Source organism: Kaistia granuli DSM 23481 (genome assembly GCF_000380505.1).
Lineage (GTDB): Bacteria > Pseudomonadota > Alphaproteobacteria > Rhizobiales > Kaistiaceae > Kaistia > Kaistia granuli.
On the sequence record NZ_AQYH01000010.1, the window covers coordinates 355117 to 370381 of the forward strand.

Genomic DNA, 15265 nt, shown 5'->3' on the forward strand with positions numbered 1-15265 from the left:
TGTGCTGGCAAATTAGGGCCATCTGACGTATGTTGGTATTATGAATAAACTGACATCGATCTACGACCGCAGCCGCGTTCCGCTCTACATTCAGGTCGCATCCGTGATGCGCCAGCGCATCGATACCGGGCACTGGCTGGAAGGCGACAAGATCTCGACGCTCGAGGAGCTCGAGAAGGAGTTCGCCGTTGCCCGCGTCACCATCCGCCAGGCTATCGAGCTTCTGCGTGAGGAAGGTCTTCTCAACGCCCAGCAGGGCCGGGGAACCTTTGTCTCCGGCAAGCCCAAGCACAATCGCTGGCTGAACCTCGCCAACGACTTCGACGTGATGGTGTCCTCGATCAAGGACAACGTGCTGAAGCGCGTCCATATCGAGGAGACTGCGTCGAGCCCCGAGCTTTCAGAAGGCGAGGGCCAGCTCGCCGAGGACGGCTACGTCTTCCTGCGCAGCGTCCAGTACAATAGCGGCGAGCCGTTCTCCGTCGTCAATCTGCACCTGGCGCGCTCGATCTTCGACAAGGGCGGCAAGCAGTTCATGCATGCCGCCGCGCTGCCGAAGATCGTCGAGATGGCGGATGTCACGATCAGCCACGCGCATCAGACGCTGACGATCGGCGTCGCCAGCCCGGAAACGGCCGACCTTCTGAAGATTGGCCTGGGCGAACCGACGGCGGATTGCCGGCTCGTGCTGGTGGACGACAAGGACGTGGCGATCTATGTCGCCGACATCCACTATCACAAGAACTGCTTCGCGCTCCGCACCGACCTGCTGGAGCGAAGCGGGCCGCGGCGCGGCGCCGGGAAGTAACGCTTCCGCATTCCTGCGGCCTGATGCGGAGCATCAGGCCCGGAATCGCAATCTCCGACCGCAGCCGTGTCCGGACCTCGTTCGTCGAGGTCGATCTCGTTCGCCGCAAGGTCGGACCAAGATCGGGCGCAGGTTTCAATAGATATTTCCCGCTTGAAGCCGAGCAAGTTCATTGCAATTGTGACGCGAACTGCGCTCTACTTGCGAGGTCTGGTGAAAGGTTCTTGCGGGGAGTTGTGTTTTGCAAAGTGAAACTGCTAACGGGCCGTCAGGGCTTGATCGCTTCGATCTGGCGATCTTGGCTATTCTGCAGCGGGACAACACGACGCCGCAGCGTCTGATCGGCGAGCAGGTGCACCTCTCCGCCGCCGCCGTGCATCGTCGCATCCGCCGCATGGAGGCGGACGGGGTGATCGCCGGCAATGTCGCCAGCGTCGATCCGGGCCGTGTCGGACGGCCGCTCACCATCGTCGTCGAAGTCCATATCGAGAGCGAGAGGCTGGATCTGCTCGACGGCGCCAAGAAGAGCTTCGCCGAGGCGCCGGAAGTGCAGCAATGCTACTACGTCACCGGCGATGCCGACTTCGTCCTGATCGTCACGGTCGCGACGATGAGCGAATATGAGGCGCTGACGCGCCGCCTGTTCTTCCAGAACCACAATGTGAAGCGCTTCCGCACCCTGGTGGTAATGGATCGCATCAAGACCAGCCTCGCCGTGCCGCTGGACGCCGTCGGCTAGACCCTTTCGCTGGGGGCACGAGCCGCCTTCGACCTTGCCCGAACGACATTCTGGACAAAGAAAAGCCCCGGCGAGCGGATGCTGCCGGGGCTTTCTGTCGTTTCGGTTGTGACTACGGCAGCGTGACCTTGCCGTCGACGATCGTCACCAGCGTGCCGTTCGCCATGTACTGGCCGCTTTCCCGGCCTTCCGGGCCGTCCTTGACGAAGGTGACGGTGCCGTTGAGCGTCGGCACGGAGATCTGCCAGAACGCATCGCGGATCGCCTTCGGCTCGGCGACGCCGGCCTTCTCGATGGCGGCCTTGATGACGTGGATGCCGTCATAGCCGCGATAGCTCTCGGTCAGGCCGGCGCTGCCATGGCCAGCCTTGGCCCAGGCGTCGATGAAGGCCTTGGCCTGGTCGGGATGCGGGGTCTTGGCCGGATCCCACGGCGCGAAGAACACCATGTGCATGGTGTTGTTGGCGGCGGAGCCGGCCTGCTCGATCAGCTGGTCGGGGTTCTGCGAACCGCCCGTGGTGATGATCCGCTTGGTGATGCCGAGCGCCGCCGCCTGCTTCAGGACCAGCGTCAACTGCTCGACGGCGGTGGTGACGATGATGGTGTCGGAGTCGGACGACTTGATCTTGGAGAGCTGCGCGCTCATGTCCTGCGCGGCCTGGTCCATGATCTCGGACAGCCCGACCTCGACGCCGTTCTCCTTGAACATCGCCGTGAAGTCGGTGATCGTCCCGCGACCCCAGTCATTGTTGATGGCGAGGAAGTCGACCTTCTTGATGCCGAGATCCGGCAGCAGGGTCTTGAACAAGGCCGCCTCGACGAAGGAGGGCGGCGAGATGCGGAAGATGAACGGATTGCCCTGCTTGGTGATCTTGCTGGACGACGACGTCTCCACCAGCATCGGCACTTCATACTGCATCAGCTTCGGCATGGCGGCGAGCGTCAGGCTGGAGCCCCAGGCGCCCATCATGACCGGCACCTTGTCGCGCTCGATCAGCTTCTCGGCGACCGCGGCGGCTTCGGTCGGGTTGCTCTTATTGTCTTCGATCACGAGCTCGATCGGATTGCCGAGAACGCCGCCGGCGGCGTTGATCTGCTCGACGGCGATCTTGGCGCCGTCGACGATATAGGTGCCGGAGGCCGCGAACGGTCCGGTGAGGGGCTGGTTGACGCCAATCTTGATCGCGTCAGCAGCCGACAGGCCGGTCGTCGCCATGAGAAGCGACAAGGCCAGCATCGGGATGGAAGTTCTTGTCATAGGCATTCGTTCTCCTCGGTTGGGCCGCATGCATCTGCGCGCCCACGACGACGCCGTACAACCTGGGCGGCCGCGTACAGCTTTGGACATCGTCGTTGGAGCAGGCCTTGCCTCATCTTCGCTCAGTCAAGGGCCTGACGCATTGGTACTATCTTGCTGTTTTTAGGATGTTCTCGCAAGAGGAATATAGAAACTCTTTTCGCGCCGTAACGACGGTCTAGCTCGCCAATTTCCCTAACGGACGAAGCGACGAAAATCTTCACAAGATCAAAATGTTGCTAGGCCTTCCTGTGGTCCTATGTTGGTACGACCGGCGGCCGGAGCTGTCCCGGATGGATGAGAGGGGCACGCCGTCAGCCGCCGCGCTTTCGATGAGGCCATGAGAAAACGGGCCCGGCGATGGCCGGACCCGTAGGGTCGTCGAGCGGGATGCGTCTCGCGGCTCAGGCGATGTCGAACTGGACGCCCTGCGCCAGCGGCAGCGTCTTGCCGTAGTTGATGGTGTTGGTGGCGCGGCGCATATAGGCCTTCCAGGCGTCGGATCCGGATTCACGGCCGCCGCCGGTTTCCTTCTCGCCGCCGAAGGCGCCGCCGATCTCGGCGCCGGACGGGCCGATGTTCACATTGGCGATGCCGCAATCCGAGCCGCGCGCCGACAGGAAGGTCTCTGCCTCGCGCAGATCGTTGGTGAAGATCGACGAGGAAAGACCCTGCGGCACTGCATTGTGCAGTGCGAGCACGTCCTCGAACTCCGCATAGCGCATGACATAGAGGATCGGCGCGAACGTCTCCTGCGCGACCGGGCCGCTCTGCTCCGGCATCTCGACGATCGCCGGGCGGACGTAATAGGCGCCGGGCGCCGTATCGGCATCGACGCGGGCGCCACCGGTCACCGTACCGCCAGCCGCCTTTGCCGCCTCGAGCGCCTTCTGCATGCCGTCATAGGCGCGGGCGTCGATCAGCGGCCCGACCAGCGTGCCGGCGACCAGCGGATTGCCGATGGCGACCGAGCCATAGGCCTGCTTCAGGCGCGGCACAAGCTGGTCATAGACGCTGTCATGCACGAACAGCCGGCGGAGCGAGGTGCAGCGTTGGCCGGCCGTGCCCATGGCGGCGAAGGCGACACCGCGCAGCGTCAGGTCGAGATCGGCCGACGGGCAGACGATGGCCGCGTTGTTGCCGCCAAGCTCCAGGATGGCGCGGGCGAAGCGGCCGGCGAGGCGAGGGCCGACGGCGCGGCCCATGGCGGTCGAGCCGGTGGCCGAGACCAGCGGCACGAGCGGATGGTCGACCAGCCGTTCTCCGACGCCGCGGCCGCCGATCAGCACGGTCGAAAGGCCGGCCGGGGCAGTGCCGCCTTCGGCCACGAAGCGCTGCTTCGCACGCTCGAACAGAGCTGCGGTCGCCAGCGCCGTCAGGGGCGTCTTCTCCGACGGTTTCCAAACGACGCTGTTGCCGCAGACGAGCGCCAGGGCCGCGTTCCACGACCAGACGGCGACGGGAAAGTTGAAGGCCGAGATCACGCCGGTGACGCCGAGCGGATGCCAGGTCTCCATCATCCGGTGGTCGCTGCGTTCGGTGGCGATGGTCAGGCCATAGAGCTGGCGCGACAGGCCGACGGCGAAATCGCAGATGTCGATCATCTCCTGCACTTCGCCGAGCCCTTCGGAGACGATCTTGCCGGCCTCGATCGAGACCAGCCGGCCGAGGGCGGCCTTGTGTTCGCGAAGTTCCTCGCCGAGCAGGCGGATCAGTTCGCCGCGCTTCGGCGCCGGCACGGAGCGCCATTCGAGGAACGCCGCATGCGCCGCCTCGATGGCGCGGTCGGCATCGGCCTCGCCGGCTTCCGCCAGCCGCGCCAGCTCCTCGCCGCTGATCGGCGAGTGGACCGCGAGCGTCCCGCCCGCAAGCGTCGAGGTGGCGACGCCCATGCCGGCCAGAAGGATGTCGACCTCGGCCTTGAGGCTGTTCTTGATGACGATGGTCATGATGCTTCTTCCTCGAAATCCGGATCTTGCCCCGGCTTAGAGCCGGGCGTCGGCGAGATGGGCGATCTGCGCCCCCACTTCGTAATAGGCTTCTTTGAGACGGCGCAAGCGCGCCTCGCGGGCGTCCGTGACGGGCAGCGGCAGATCGGCCTCTCCGATCCGTCCGGCGACATGCTCGGCCAGCAGGCGGCCGAACACCGTCCCCGGCGCGATGCCCCGGCCGTTGTAGCCGCTGAAGGCGACGACGTTCGGCGCGAGCCGGTGAAAGCGCGGCAGGCTGTTTTCGGTCATGCCGATCTGGCCATACCATTCCGCCTCGAAGGCGACGTCGCCAAGCTGCGGGAAGATCCGCGCCAAGGCCCGCTTCGCCCAGGCGCGGTGGACCCGCGCACCAGTGCCGCGCAATGCGCCGACGCTGCCGAAGACCAGCCGGCCGGCGCGATCGAAGCGGAACGAGCTCAGCACGTCCTTGGTGTCCCAGGCGCCTTGCCGCTCCGGCAAGATCGAGCGCCGGAGGGCTTCGTCGAGCGGCACAGTGGCGAAGTTGAAATAGGGCAGGTGGATCTGCTCGGTGCGGATCTCGGACCAGGGCAGGTTGGTGTAGGCGTCGGTCGCCACCACGATCCAGTCGGCGGTGACGGAGCCCGTTTCGGTTGCTACGCGCCAGCCGCCCGGCACCTTTTCGGCTGCCCGTACCGGGCTTTGCGTGTGGATGCGGGCGCCATGCTCAAGCGCTGCCCTGGCGAGGCCGCGAACATAGGCGAGCGGCTGGATCGTCCCGGCCCGACGATCGAGCAGCGACCCCGCATAGGCGGGGCTGCCGATCTTCGCAGCCGTCTCCGCGGCGTCGAGCAGGCGGACGTCGGCGCCGCGCGCCAGCCATTGTTCCGCCCGCTGGCCGAGTTCGGCCAGTCCCTTGGCGCCGACGGCGCAATGCAGGGTGCCGGCCGTCTCCAGCTCGCAATCGATCCCGTGCATCCTCACCAGCTCGAACACCCGCTTCGGCGCATCGCCCAAAAGGTCGAGCAGGCGGTCGCCATGCTCGCGGCCGAGCGTCGCCGGCACGTCGTCGGGCATCACCCACATGCCGGCATTGACCAGCCCGACATTGCGCCCGGAGCCGCCGAAGCCGATCTCGACCCCTTCGAGCAGCACGACGTCGAGCCCGTCACGCGCCGCGTGCAGCGCGGTCGAGAGACCGGTATAGCCGCCGCCGACAACCACCACATCGGCCTTCAGATCGCCGGCAAGCGGCGCTGTGGCGGGGCTCGGGGGTGCCGTGCGTTCCCAGAGACCGTGCGATCGCGGATCGTTCTGCATCTGCCTGTTCCGCCAGCTGCCCGGATGACGAATGGGATCATGGCTGGCGAGCGCGTCGCCGACAATGGAATTCCACGGCTGCATCCGGCTGTCATCGTTCTGTCATGGGATCCGTCACATGTGGTGCCGCCGCGCGCGGCGTCGAGTGTCCCAGCCTGACCGGCAAGCGATGTGATGAACAACCCGGCAATGCCCGCTGATGGCCATCTGCGGTCCCGTCCCGTATCCGGCGTGATCTGGGCCTATCGTTTCGACGCTCGCGGCCGGGCGCAGGCGATCGCGCTGGACCAGGCGGTCGGACCCAGCGATCCCGCCGACGGCTTCGTCTGGGTGCATATCGACTTCGTCGACCGGCTGGCGCGCGACTGGGTCAACGGCCTCGACTGGCTGAGCGAGGCGGCGCGCCGGCTGCTGCTCTCCGTCGACGACCATCCGACGCTCGATTTCGACGCCCATGCCGTCTGGGGGCGCTTCTCCGATACGCTGCAGGATCATCCGGGCGAGGACACCGACCGCTCGGTGCCGATGCGTTTCGCCTTCGGTCCGGGCTATCTGGTTTCCGGGCGTCGCCATCCCGTCCGCGCCGCCGCGCTGGCGCGCAGCCGCATCGAGGGCGGCCAGCCTGTCGCCGGGCCGGTGGCGCTGTTCGAACTGATGATCGAGCAGGTGCTGCGCGCCATGGCGGAGATGTTGCGGGCGCTACGGACGGAAGCGGATTCGATCGAGGATCGGGTGCTGGACGAGCGGCTGCATGACGAGTCGCGCCGTTTGGGTCCGCTGCGGCGGACGGCGGTGAAGCTGCACCGCCAGCTGTCGGGCTTCCGCAGCATCCTGCGCGAGTTTCCGGAGGATGACTGCGAGACGGAGGAGAACCACCATGCGGCCTCCGCGGCGGCGGAACGGCTGCTGCGGCGGATCGAGACGCTCGACCAGGAGGTGCAGGAGGTGCAGGACCGCGCCCGCTTCCTGCAGGACGAGATCGCGGCGAAGCTCGCCAATATCAGCAACCGCCACCTCTACGTGCTGTCGATCATGACTGCGCTCTTGATGCCGCCGACCCTCGTCACCGGCTTCTTCGGCATGAATACCGGCGGCCTGCCGTTCCTCGATGGCGCCAATGGCTGGATCGGCGCGTCGATCATCGGCGCCGTCGCGTCCGGTTTCACGTTGCTCCTGCTACGGCGGCTCGGCTTCTTCGACTGAAGCAACCCAAATGCAAACGACCGCCGGAAGAATCGTTAGATCCCGCCGGCGGTCGTTCGGTTCGTTCAGGCTCGGCTGGGCCGATCAGTCGCGCGGCTGGGTGATGCCGAGGCGGCCCTTCAGCCGGTCGTCACGCAGCTCGTACCAGATGGCGTTGAGGATGCCGAAGGCGCAGGCGAGGCTGAGGCCGAGAATCCAGGAAAAATACCACATTGCTCAAATCCTCCGCTCAATAGGCGTTCGGGTTCTTGTCCATGCTGACCGTCGTCACCTTGCCGCGCATGACCCGGTAGATGAAGGCCGTGTAGATCAGGATGATCGGCAGGAAGAAGGCGGTCGACAGCAGCATCACCCAGAGGGTCAGCTTCGACGAGGACGCATCCCAGACCGTCAGACCGTTGCTCGGATCGAGCGAGGACGGCAGCAGGAAGGGGAACAGCGACACGCCGGCCGTCGCGATGATGCCGAAGATCGCCACGCCCGAGGTGATGAAGGTGAGGGCGGGACGCTTGGCCGTGAAGCCGACCAGGGCCAGCAGGGCACCGGCGAAGCCGAGGATCGGCGCGATCATCATCCACGGATAGGCCGTGTAGTTGGCAAGCCAGGCGCCGGGTTCGACCGCGACGGTCTTGCCGAGCGGGTTCGACGGCCCGAGCGGGTCAACAACGCTGGTCAGGACGTGGCCGCCGATGCCGTAGGCGGTCCAGACGCCGGCCACCGCGAACAGTACGATGGTGGCGAGCGCCGCCAGGCGGCCGTAGCTACGGGCCCGGTCGGCGATGACGCCTTCGGTCTTCCACGTCAGCAGCGCTGCGCCATGCATGATCAGCATGGAGAGGCTGACGAGGCCGGCCAGCAGGGCATAGGGCGTCAGCAGCTGGAAGAAGTTGCCGCGATAGAAGGTCCGCAGCGTGTCGTCGAATTCGAACGGCAGGCCGAGCAGCACGTTGCCGACGGCGACGCCGAGGATCAGGGCCGGCACGGTGCCGGCGATGCACAGGATGATGTCCCAGGTCGAACGCCAGCCGGGATCGCCGATCTTGCTGCGGTACTTGAAGCCGACCGGCCGCAGGATGAGGGCGACCAGGATCACCATCATCGCCAGATAGAGCCCCGAGAACGACACGGCATAGAGCATCGGGAAGGCGGCGAAGATGGCGCCGCCGCCGAGGATCAGCCAGACCTGGTTACCCTCCCAGACCGGGCCGACGACATTGATCACGACGCGGCGTTCCTCATCCGTCTTGGCGACGAAGGGCAGGAGGGCGCCGATGCCGAGATCGAAGCCGTCCATGACGGCGAAGCCGATCAGCAGGATGCCGAGGAGAAGCCACCAGACCAGGCGGAGCGTTTCGTAGTCGAACGGTATCAGATTACTCATCTCAATCCCCGCGGATCAGAGCTTGGGGCCGGCGGCGGCCGTGATCGGCAGCACGTCGGGGCCTGCGATGGTCGGCTGCAGCGGATCGTGCTCCAGCGGGCCCTTCTTGATCGTCTTCACCATCAGGATCACTTCGATCACCGCCAGCACGCTGTAGATCAGAAGGAAGATCGACAGGCTGATGACGAGGTCGGTGAAGGTCAGGCCGGATGCCGCGTAGAAGGTCGGCAACACGCCTTCGATGGCCCAGGGCTGGCGGCCATATTCGGCCAGGAGCCAACCGCATTCGATGGCGAGCCAGGGCAGCGGCAGGCTGAACAGCGCAACCCACAGCGTCCAGCGCTGTTCGCCGAGCTTGTGGCGCGAGGCGATCCAGAAGGCGGCGGCGAAGAAGGCGATGAAGTAGAAACCGAGGCCCACCATCACGCGGAAGCTCCAGAACACCACCGGGACGTTCGGGATCGTCGATGCGGCGGCCGCGGCGACATCCGCTTCGGTCGCGTTCTCGACGTCGGGGCGGATCTGCTTGACGAGCAGGCCGTAGCCGAGGTTCGGCCACTTCTGGCTGAAGATCTCGCGGGCGGCCGTGTCACCCGGATTGGCGCGGACGACCTGGAGCGCCTTGTAGGCCTCGATGCCGTCGCGGACCCGCTCCTTGGCCGTTTCGACCAGATTGACGATGCCGGGAAGTTCGGTCGTTAGCGAGCGCGTGCCGATGATGCCGAGCAGGTAGGGGACGCTGATGGCGAAGGTGTTTTCCTGCTTCTCCATGTTCGGGAAAGCAATGATGTTGAGCGCGGCGGGCGCCGGCTCGGTGTGCCACATGCTTTCCATCGCGGCGATCTTCATCTTCTGGTTTTCCGTCGTGACGTAACCGCTCTCGTCACCGAGAACGACGACGGAAAGCGCCGCGGCGAGACCGAAGCTGGCGGCGACCGCCATGGAGCGCTTGGCGAATTCCTGGTGGCGACCCTTGAGCAGGAACCAGGAGCTGACGGCCATCACGAACATCGCGCCCGTGACGTAGCCGGCGCTGACGGTGTGGACGAACTTGGCCTGTGCGACCGGGTTGAACACGACGGCCATGAAGTCGGTGACTTCCATGCGCATCGTGTCGGGATTGAAGACGGCGCCGACGGGATGCTGCATCCAGCCATTGGCGACCAGGATCCAGAGCGCGGAGAAGTTCGCGCCGAAGGCAACCAGCCAGGTGACGCACAGGTGGCCGACCTTCGACATCCGGTCCCAGCCGAAGAAGAACAGGCCGATGAAGGAGGCTTCGAGGAAGAACGCCATCAGGCCTTCGAGCGCCAGCGGCGCGCCAAAGATGTCGCCCACGTAGTGGCTGTAATAGGACCAGTTCATGCCGAACTGGAACTCCATGACGACGCCCGTCGCCACACCCATGGCGAAGTTGATGCCGAAGCAGGTACCCCAGAACAAGGTCATGCGACGCCAGACCTCGCGGCCCGTCATAACATAGACGCTCTCCATGATCGCCATCAGGAAGGAGAGCCCGAGCGTTAGGGGAACGAAGAGAAAATGATACATAGCCGTGGCTGCGAATTGCAGCCTCGACAGCGTAACGACATCGATATCAATCATGGCCTATACCTTCTGAGCCGCCAGTCCTGCACAGCTAGGACGCTAGTAGGCTCCCAACATTGCGCGAAATCAATGCAGCGAGATTACGCGTGCGGTCGATTGGCACAGGGGCGGTTGTAAATGCCCTCAACACGATAAGCTTTGGTGCATGAACACAGTCGATTCCACACCGGGTTCCGCGCCCGCCCGTTCGTCGTCGCACGAAATCCGATGGCTGAAGCAACGGGGGCGAGTCGGCCGTCACGCTATCGGTATCGCGATTCTGGTGCCGTTGCTGAGCGCCTGCCTCACGGTCGCGCAGGCTTATTGGCTCGCCACCATCCTTCACCGTGCCATTGTCGACCAGGTCGCCACCAAGACGCAGATTCCGGCTCTGCTGGGCCTGGCCGGCCTCGTGGCCGTGCGCGCCGCTTTGGCATGGATCGGCGAATCGGCCGGTATTCGCGCCGCCGAGGACATCAAACTGGCGATTCGCCGGGACCTTTTCGCCGCGCTGATGCGGCGCGGGCCCGACTGGATGCGGCAACGCGCCTCGGGAGAGCTGGCGAGCCAGATCCTCGATCAGGTCGAGGCTCTTGACGGCTATTTCGCCCGATTCGTGCCGGCGATGATCGCCGCCGGCGTCGTGCCCATCGCCTTCGCCGTCGGCCTGATGCCGGTCGATCTGGTCGTCGGCATCGTGCTTCTGGTCACCGCCCCGCTCATTCCCGTCTTCATGGCGCTGGCCGGCTGGGGCGCCGAGGCGGCGAGCCGGCAGCATTTGACGGCGCTGTCGCGGCTCTCCGGCATGTTCGCCGACCGCCTGCGCGGCCTGCTCGTCCTGAAATTGTTCGGCCGGGCCGAGGACGAGGTCGTCCGGGTGCGCAACGCCAGCGATGAATTCGCCCAGCGCACGCTCGCCGTGCTGCGAATCGCCTTCCTGTCCTCGGCGGTGCTGGAGTTCTTCGCGGCACTCGGCGTCGCCGGCGTCGCGCTCTATGTCGGCCTCACCTATCTCGACATGTTGAACCTGCGCGGCAGCAGCGAGCTCGGCCTGCAGGCCGGCCTGTTCTGCCTGCTGATGGCACCCGAGGTCTACATGCCGCTGCGCACCCTGGCGGCCCACTATCACGACCGCGCCAACGCCAAGGCGGCGGTGGCCAGCATCGAGGCGGCGTTCGGCGGCCTGCCGGCGGTCGAGCCCGCCGAAGCGCCGCGTGGCGCCGGCTGGACGGCGAACGGCGCGGTCGCCGTCTCCGCGCGCCACCTGACCATCGATACGCCGGAGCGCGATACCATCCTTTCCGATGCGACGCTGGAGATCGCGGCGGCCGAAACCGTGGCGCTGCTCGGTCCCAGCGGCATCGGCAAGTCGACGCTGATCGAGGTGCTGGCGCGCCTGCGCGGCCATCAGGGCGAGATCCGGATCGGCGGCACCGGGCTCGCGGCGATCGAGGAGGAGGCGCTCCGCCGGCATGTGGCGGTGCTCGGCCAGCGTCCACGCCTGTTCCATGGCACCATCGCCAGCAACATCCGGCTCGGTCGTCCAGCGGCTACCGATGCCGAGGTACGCCGCGCGGCCGAGCGGGCCTGTGTACTCGATTTCGCCGATCGGCTGCCCGAGGGGCTGGCGACACCGATCGGCGAGCGGGGCAGGGGCCTGTCCGGTGGTGAGGGCCAGCGCGTCGCGCTTGCCCGCATCTTCCTGCGCGATCCCGCGCTGGTCCTGCTGGATGAGCCCACGGCCCATCTCGACACCGAGACGGAAGCACGGGTGATCCGCTCGATTCTCGCCTTCGCCGAGGGCCGCACCCTGCTGATCGCCACCCATTCCATGGCCGTGGCGGCGCAGATGGACACCATCTACGAGATTGACGACCGCAAGCGGATCGCTCGCCGCGCGCCCGGTTTCGGCTTGTCTTCCGCCGCCATCCCAATCGACGGAGCGGCCTGATGCGCCTTCTCTGCAGCCTTTTCGCGGCGCGCGCCGGGGGCCTCTCGCTGGCGCTGGCGCTCGCCTGCATGACGCTTGCGGCAGGCGTCGCCCTGTTCGGCGTATCCGGCTGGTTCCTGACCGGGGCGGCACTGGCCGCCTCGGCGATGACCTTCGATCTGTTCGCGCCCTCGGCGATGGTGCGCGGCTTCTCGTTCCTGCGCATCGCCTCGCGCTATGGCGAGCGGCTGTCCGGCCATGCCACCACCTTCAAGATCCTGTCGGACATTCGCGTCCGGATCTTCTCGCGGCTGATTCCGCTGGTGCCGTTCAAGGCGGCCGCCCATCGCACCGGCGATTTCGTCGCCAGGCTGACGGCCGATGTCGAGACGCTTGACATGGTGTTCCTGCAGATGGTGGCGCCGATCGCGACGGCGATCCTGGGCGCGGTCGGCCTCGGCATCTTCCTCGTCCTCGTCATGCCGGATGCGCTGCCGGTCGTCCTGATTGGCTTCGGGCTGACCGCGCTGGCGTTGCCGGCGCTGATCGTCGTCGCCGGCCGGCACAGCGGCGCCGAAACGGTCCGGACGGCGGCGGATCTGCGGATCGCCGTGCTCGACGGCATTGATGGCCATGCCGATCTGGTCGCGCTCGGCGCCGTCGGCGAGGCGCGGCAGACCGTCGATGCCGCCGCCGCCGAGGTGCGGCGCGCGCGGCTACGCCAGGCGTGGCGCATCGCCTGCGGTCCCGGCTTCGTCGTGCTCGGTTCGGGCGCCACCCTGATCGGCACGCTCTGGGTCGGGCTGCAGGTTCTGGCCGAGGGCCGCGTCAGCGGCCCGGTCATGGTCGGCGTGCTGCTCGCTGTCACCGCCATCTTCGAGGTCGCGGGGCCGATCCTGCGCGGAGCCGGGCGGCTGGGGGCCGCCAGCGCCGCGGCGCGCCGGGTGCAGTCGCTCGTCGACATGCAGCCGGCCATCCGCGATACGGCCCGGCCGGTCGCCATGCCGGCGTCCGGCACGATCTCGTTTGAGAACGTCGGGTATAGCTACGGCCGCGACCATGTCGTGCTGTCGGGCCTCGACCTCGACATCCGCGATGGCGAGCACATCGCCATCATCGGCGAGAGCGGCACCGGCAAGTCGACGCTGCTCGGCCTGCTGCTTCGGCTCTACGAAGTCGATGCGGGAGCGATCCGGATCGGCGGCGTCGATATCCGCGACGTCCGTCAGGCGGATCTGCATGCCCATATCGCCCTGCTGACCCAGGAGGCGCCCGTCTTCATCGGCACCATCCGCGACAATCTCCAGATCGCAGATCCCGCGGCCGACGATGAGGCTCTCTACGCGGTGCTGGCCAAGGCCCGGCTCGACGGTTTCGTGCGCGGTCTGCCGCAAGGGCTCGGCACGTGGCTGGGGGAGTCGGGCGAGACGCTTTCGGCCGGACAGGCGCGGCGCCTCTGCCTGGCACGCACCCTGCTGTCGCCGGCGAAGGTACTCCTGCTCGACGAGCCGACCGCCGGTCTCGATCGGCCGACCGAAGCTGCCTTCCTAGCGGATCTGCTGGCGGTGACGACCGGGCGCACGCTGGTGCTCGCCACGCATGCGGCGCTGCCGGACGGCGCGGTCGACCAGGTCTACCGGCTGGAAGCGGGCGCGCTCAGCCCGGTGGGCTGATCAGCGCCGGTGCGAGGCGATGATGCCGGCTGCGAGCGTCGCCAGATCGGCGCCGGGCCGGTCCTCGCCGGCATGCTGCCAAGTGACGCGCGAGCCCTCGACCAGCAGGAACAGCTGATCCGCCAGCAGCTCCGGCTCGGACAGGCCCGAATTGCGGCAGAGCCGGATCAGGTTGTCGCGGTGCTGGCGGGTATTGTCCTCGATCACCCGGCGACCGGGATGCGACGGATCGGTGATCTGGACGGCGGCGCTGGCGAGCGCGCAGCCACTCTCATTGCCGTGCTCGGCATGATTGGCGATGCGGCAGAGCCAGGCGTTGATCTGCGCCAGCGGATCGGCCGGGTGGGCCGCCTCGATTTCGACCCACACCGCCGCGCCCTCGGCGGCGAGGCCGCGCAGATATTCGGCGACCAGCAGATCCTTCGATTCGAAGTGCCGGTAGAGCGTCATCTTGTTGGTGCCGGCCCGCTCGGCGATCGCCTCGACCCCGACGCCATGCACGCCATGGCGCGCGAACAGCTCGCGGGCAGCGATCAGGATGCGCTCGCGCGGCCGCGCCGGGCGGTCCTCCGCGTTCCGGTGAACAGACTGTTCAGCGATTTTCGCATCCATTCCATTGACTCGATGTTACCCGATAGTAACATTTAATAATGTTACTCTACGGTACCAATGCCGCTCCCCCGGGATTGGGCCGGTTTCCGTAACATAGTGAAGGGAAGACCGATGACCAACATCCTTTTCGTGACCTCGAGCCCCCGTGGTGGCGCCTCGCATTCGAGCAAGGTGGCCGAGCGCGTGCTCGCCGATCTCGTCGCCAGCAACCCCGATGCCACCGTCGTTCGCCGCGATCTCGCGCGCGAGCCGTTGCCGCATCTCGATGAAACCTATCTCGGCGCCCTGTTCGGCCCGCCGGAGAACCGCACCGACGAACAGAAGGCGCTCGTCGCACTCTCCGACAAGCTCGTCGACGAGCTTCTGGCCGCCGATATCGTCGTCATCGCCTCGGCGATGATCAACTTCACCATCACCTCGACGCTGAAGACCTGGCTCGACTATGTCGCGCGCGCCGGCCGCACGTTCGGCTATGTCGACGGCAAGTCGGTCGGCTTCGTCACCGGCAAGCGGGTCGTCCTGGTCGAGGCCAAGGGTGGCATCTACACGGAAGGCCCGATGAAGCCGCATGATTTCCAGGGGCCGTATCTGCGCTATGTGCTCGGCTTCCTGGGCATGACCGATGTCGACGTGATCGCCGTCGAGGGTGTCAATTTCGGTCCGGAACATGCCGAGCGCGCGCTGGCCGCCGCCGAGATCCGGGCGACCGAGGCGGCGCGGGCACTCACCGTGGTGGCCGAGGCGGCCTGATCCCCGCCCGAGCCAT

Annotated in this window: 13 protein-coding genes; 6 read left to right on the top strand and 7 right to left on the bottom strand. The window is 66.5% G+C overall.

Features of this window, described 5'->3' with window-relative positions:
* The first annotated feature begins 40 nt into the window (after positions 1-40).
* The gene (locus G342_RS0116820; protein ID WP_018184336.1) at positions 41-808 is read left to right on the top strand and encodes a GntR family transcriptional regulator; all 768 of its coding nucleotides are present in this window, start codon (positions 41-43) and stop codon (positions 806-808) included.
* Between the two features lie 241 nt (positions 809-1049).
* Positions 1050-1547, top strand: a complete 498-nt coding sequence (locus G342_RS0116825) for an Lrp/AsnC family transcriptional regulator (protein ID WP_026304532.1) — start codon at positions 1050-1052, stop codon at positions 1545-1547.
* A 112-nt stretch (positions 1548-1659) separates the two neighbouring features.
* On the opposite strand, the gene G342_RS0116830 is transcribed toward G342_RS0116825, so the two are convergent.
* The 3 genes from G342_RS0116830 to G342_RS0116840 form a co-directional block, all read right to left on the bottom strand.
* A complete protein-coding gene (locus tag G342_RS0116830; protein ID WP_018184338.1) occupies positions 1660-2784 on the bottom strand; it encodes an ABC transporter substrate-binding protein in 1125 nt (374 codons plus the stop codon).
* Between the two features lie 464 nt (positions 2785-3248).
* Positions 3249-4793, bottom strand: coding sequence for an L-piperidine-6-carboxylate dehydrogenase (gene amaB, locus G342_RS0116835; RefSeq protein WP_018184339.1), 1545 nt, complete (start codon positions 4791-4793; stop codon positions 3249-3251).
* Positions 4794-4829: 36 nt separating this feature from the next.
* Complete coding sequence (locus G342_RS0116840) at positions 4830-6113, bottom strand: NAD(P)/FAD-dependent oxidoreductase (RefSeq protein WP_026304534.1); 1284 nt, start codon at positions 6111-6113, stop codon at positions 4830-4832.
* Positions 6114-6302: 189 nt separating this feature from the next.
* Here G342_RS0116840 and G342_RS24445 point away from each other — a divergent pair, with 189 nt between their 5' ends.
* Positions 6303-7316, top strand: coding sequence for a CorA family divalent cation transporter (locus G342_RS24445; RefSeq protein WP_018184341.1), 1014 nt, complete (start codon positions 6303-6305; stop codon positions 7314-7316).
* A gap of 84 nt (positions 7317-7400) precedes the next feature.
* On the opposite strand, the gene cydX is transcribed toward G342_RS24445, so the two are convergent.
* From cydX to G342_RS0116860, 3 genes are read right to left on the bottom strand one after another with little or no spacing between them, the layout of a single operon-like run.
* Positions 7401-7529, bottom strand: a complete 129-nt coding sequence (gene cydX, locus G342_RS25735) for a cytochrome bd-I oxidase subunit CydX (protein ID WP_018184342.1) — start codon at positions 7527-7529, stop codon at positions 7401-7403.
* A gap of 16 nt (positions 7530-7545) precedes the next feature.
* A complete protein-coding gene (cydB, locus tag G342_RS0116855; RefSeq protein ID WP_018184343.1) occupies positions 7546-8697 on the bottom strand; it encodes a cytochrome d ubiquinol oxidase subunit II in 1152 nt (383 codons plus the stop codon).
* Positions 8698-8712: 15 nt separating this feature from the next.
* Complete coding sequence (locus G342_RS0116860) at positions 8713-10302, bottom strand: cytochrome ubiquinol oxidase subunit I (protein WP_018184344.1); 1590 nt, start codon at positions 10300-10302, stop codon at positions 8713-8715.
* Between the two features lie 148 nt (positions 10303-10450).
* Here G342_RS0116860 and cydD point away from each other — a divergent pair, with 148 nt between their 5' ends.
* Entirely contained in the window at positions 10451-12235 is a 1785-nt protein-coding gene (gene cydD, locus G342_RS24450; RefSeq protein ID WP_083931259.1) for a thiol reductant ABC exporter subunit CydD, read from the top strand.
* The gene (gene cydC, locus G342_RS0116870) at positions 12235-13887 is read left to right on the top strand and encodes a thiol reductant ABC exporter subunit CydC (protein WP_018184346.1); all 1653 of its coding nucleotides are present in this window, start codon (positions 12235-12237) and stop codon (positions 13885-13887) included. Before cydD ends, cydC begins: the two co-directional genes overlap by 1 nt.
* Here the strand turns inward: cydC and G342_RS0116875 are convergent, their stop codons facing one another.
* The gene (locus G342_RS0116875) at positions 13888-14499 is read right to left on the bottom strand and encodes a TetR/AcrR family transcriptional regulator (protein WP_018184347.1); all 612 of its coding nucleotides are present in this window, start codon (positions 14497-14499) and stop codon (positions 13888-13890) included.
* A gap of 111 nt (positions 14500-14610) precedes the next feature.
* On the opposite strand from G342_RS0116875, the gene G342_RS0116880 reads away from it, so the two are divergent.
* Positions 14611-15249, top strand: coding sequence for an FMN-dependent NADH-azoreductase (locus G342_RS0116880; protein ID WP_018184348.1), 639 nt, complete (start codon positions 14611-14613; stop codon positions 15247-15249).
* The last annotated feature ends 16 nt before the right edge of the window (positions 15250-15265 follow it).

Excerpts from the sequence above, each read along its gene's own strand:
- G342_RS24445 (WP_018184341.1), top strand. The coding sequence starts at position 6,303 with ATGCCCGCTGATGGCCATCTGCGGTCCCGTCCCGTATCCGGCGTGATC.
- G342_RS0116860 (WP_018184344.1), bottom strand. The coding sequence starts at position 10,302 with ATGATTGATATCGATGTCGTTACGCTGTCGAGGCTGCAATTCGCAGCC.
- cydC (WP_018184346.1), top strand. The coding sequence starts at position 12,235 with ATGCGCCTTCTCTGCAGCCTTTTCGCGGCGCGCGCCGGGGGCCTCTCG.
- cydB (WP_018184343.1), bottom strand. The coding sequence starts at position 8,697 with ATGAGTAATCTGATACCGTTCGACTACGAAACGCTCCGCCTGGTCTGG.
- amaB (WP_018184339.1), bottom strand. The coding sequence starts at position 4,793 with ATGACCATCGTCATCAAGAACAGCCTCAAGGCCGAGGTCGACATCCTT.
- G342_RS0116830 (WP_018184338.1), bottom strand. The coding sequence starts at position 2,784 with ATGCTGGCCTTGTCGCTTCTCATGGCGACGACCGGCCTGTCGGCTGCT.
- G342_RS0116880 (WP_018184348.1), top strand. The coding sequence starts at position 14,611 with ATGACCAACATCCTTTTCGTGACCTCGAGCCCCCGTGGTGGCGCCTCG.
- cydD (WP_083931259.1), top strand. The coding sequence starts at position 10,451 with ATGAACACAGTCGATTCCACACCGGGTTCCGCGCCCGCCCGTTCGTCG.
- cydX (WP_018184342.1), bottom strand. The coding sequence starts at position 7,529 with ATGTGGTATTTTTCCTGGATTCTCGGCCTCAGCCTCGCCTGCGCCTTC.
- G342_RS0116875 (WP_018184347.1), bottom strand. The coding sequence starts at position 14,499 with ATGGATGCGAAAATCGCTGAACAGTCTGTTCACCGGAACGCGGAGGAC.
- G342_RS0116820 (WP_018184336.1), top strand. The coding sequence starts at position 41 with ATGAATAAACTGACATCGATCTACGACCGCAGCCGCGTTCCGCTCTAC.
- G342_RS0116840 (WP_026304534.1), bottom strand. The coding sequence starts at position 6,113 with ATGCAGAACGATCCGCGATCGCACGGTCTCTGGGAACGCACGGCACCC.